Origin of the sequence: Halorubrum sp. CBA1125 (assembly GCF_009742825.1) — an archaeon.
GTDB lineage: Archaea > Halobacteriota > Halobacteria > Halobacteriales > Haloferacaceae > Halorubrum.
This window is the reverse complement of the sequence record NZ_WPCE01000279.1, coordinates 1-2,688: the sequence shown is the minus strand read 5'-3', so window position 1 is coordinate 2,688 and position 2,688 is coordinate 1. Positions and strand designations below refer to the sequence as shown.

Here is a 2,688-nt window from a genome sequence, read left to right as displayed (position 1 = left end):
CACCGCGGCGGTCGGATCCGACGCCGCAGAGAATTCCGCCGCGACGGCCGAGGGTGGGCTCGCGGCCGCGTTAGCCGCGGAGATCCGCGCCGGCGAGGTCGACCAAGCGGACCTCGAGGCGATCCAATCGGAACTCGATCCGGGCGTCCCGCGGAGCGTCGACGTCCGTATCAGCCGGCTCCAATCCAGCGTCGCCGACATCGAGGCGTACGCCGACGCGCTGGCGGAATTCATCGACGAGGAGGGGACCGCCCGAGAGATCTTCGAGGAGATCGACGAGCGGGTCGAGGCCGTCGAGGAGGAGGTCGCCGCGATCGCAGACGGGCTCGACGAGGCCGACACAGCCCGCGACGCGCTGCGAGAGGACGTTTCGCGGATCGACACGTCCGTCGACGAGGTGGCGAGCCAGGTCGACGACGTCACGGAACGCGTCGAGGCCGTCGAGTCGGACGTCGACGCCGTCGAGACCGACGTCGACGCCGTCGAAGCCCACGTGGGTGACGTCGACGCCGCTCTCACGGACCTCGAAGAGACCGTCGACGAGGAGACGACCGCCATCGTCGACGACCTCGACGACCTCGGTGACGACGTCGAGACGCTGTACGAGGTGGTCGACGACGCGGCGGCGGCCGCCGAGGCGAACGAGGCGCGAGTGGACGACGTCGAGTCGCGGCTCGGTCGGTTCGACGACGAGTTCGACGACCTCTGGGACGACATCGCCGAGGTCGACAGCCGGCTGAACGACATCGAAGACCGCCTCGGGGACGACCTCGACGACGTCGAGGCGGAGATCGCGGCGATCAACGATCACCTGGAGGAACTGGAGGCATTCCGCGAGCGCCTCAACGAGGCGTTCGGCCCGTAGCGGCGTACTTCGGGCGCAAGATGTCCCAACGGCACGTCCCGGACGGAAAGCGCAACCCGTTTTAGCCGCGGCGTCTCATCTCGGATAATGAGCGAATCGGTACCGGTCGCCGTCCCGCGGAAGGGACGACCGCTCGAGGCGGTCCTCGAACGGATCGCAAACGTCGGCGCGGACGACCGGCTGGATCGGCTCGCTGACCGCGTGAGCAACACGCTTCGGTACGAGAAGGCCGTGACCAAGGGGAACGTCGACGCCGACGACGGCCCCTACGAACGGTTGGCGGAGTACTCGGACCCGGCGGACGCGACGAACCCCGAGTTCACCCTGCTTCGCGACGACCGAGACGGCAAGCCGCGCCGGATCGTCTTCGACGCGGCGACCGTCGACATCGGCGGCGTGCGGCTGAAGCTCGTCGGACGGGAGGAGCCGTTCCGCGCGCTGCGGACCCACGAGTTCGCGCTCGGGTTCGACTCGGCCGACCTCGTGTTGGAGGAGGTCGTCGGGATCCGGTCGGAGGGGCTCGGCGACATCGCCGACGTCAACGATCGGATCGACCCGGTCGACACCGACGTGCGCGTCGTCACCGGTCTCGGCGACACGGTGTACCACACGCTCATGGCGCGGCCCGAGTGCCTCGATCCGGGAGCCGGCCCCGACCGCGAGTTCCTCGGCGGCTACGAGGGGCCGCTCTGTATCTCACCGCGCTACGAACGGCTGGTGACGGCGGTGCTCGGAACCGACGCGCTTGCCGACGTCGAGTTCGTCTACCCGGACGCAGACGAGGAGGAGGAGGCAGCCATCGCGGCGGCCGGAGTCGGCGTCTACCTCACCGTGACCGGTTCGACCGCCCGCGAACACGGACTCGTCGTCGGCGAGCCCCTCTTTCCCAGCGAGACGGTGTTGATGCAGAACGCCGCCGAGCGGGACCCCGCCGTCGAACGGGCGCTCGCCGTCCTCGACGCCGACGACGCGACTTCTGAGATACACGTCTGAGACGCCGCCCGCCGTGCGACGGCGTCGAACGATCGGAGAGCGCGTCGCGGGACGATAGCGACGGGTTCGGTGCGATCCGTGGCGGCGGATCCCAGGTGGTCCGCGGCGATCCGAGAGCCGAGCAACATTAGCCCCTTTTGTGGAGGATGACGAAGGCACCGAATCGACCGGAGAAGCGCTCACTTCTTTCGAAAGTGTGACGTTCGGCCGCCACGCGCCGTTGGAGGATCGGGAAGCGATTTCTCGTGCGATGCGGCTTAAGTCGACGAATTTGCTAAGAGAACATATGGTACCGACACTGCTGATCGCAGCGTTCGTCGGCCTCGGCCTCGGAGTCTTCTTACAGAAGGGCCGGTTCTGTTTCGTCAACGCGTTCCGGGACTTCTTCGCGTACAAGGATTCCCGGGTGACGAAGGGCGTTATCGCTGCGACGCTCCTCACGATGGTGTTCTGGGGAATCGCGTACCAGTTGGGCTACTACCAGGGTTTCTGGACGCCGCGGTGGGGGCTGACCGGCCTCGTCGGCGGGTTTATCTTCGGAATCGGCATGACGTACGCCGGCGGCTGCGCCTCCGGCACCCTCTATCGGGCCGGGGAGGGGTACCTGCAGTTCTGGCTGACGCTGCTCTTCATGGGCGTCGGCTACGGCGTCTTCACGGTCGCGTTTCCGACGCTGCAGACCACCTACTTCCAGCCGCTGACCTTCGGCGAAGGCGTGAGTCTGTTCGCGGTCTCGCCGATTCCAGCGGGGCTCCTGGCGGTGCTCGTGGCGGCCGGCACGACGCTCGTGTACGCCGCGCTCGTCGGGCGGAGCGATCCGTCCGCCGGGA

General features: G+C 67.9%; 2 protein-coding genes and 1 pseudogene. All 3 read left to right on the top strand.

All coding sequences use genetic code 11. The annotated features are described in order from the left end of the window. A pseudogene (locus GJ633_RS17365) lies at nt 1–865 on the top strand (hypothetical protein); the annotation flags it as partial. Nucleotides 866–952: 87 nt separating this feature from the next. Next, complete coding sequence (locus GJ633_RS15620; protein ID WP_156589520.1) at nt 953–1,858, top strand: hypothetical protein; 906 nt, start codon at nt 953–955, stop codon at nt 1,856–1,858. 286 nt (nt 1,859–2,144) lie between these two features. After that, on the top strand, nt 2,145–2,688 hold a 544-nt coding region (locus GJ633_RS15615), incomplete at its 3' end, for a YeeE/YedE thiosulfate transporter family protein (RefSeq protein ID WP_156589519.1).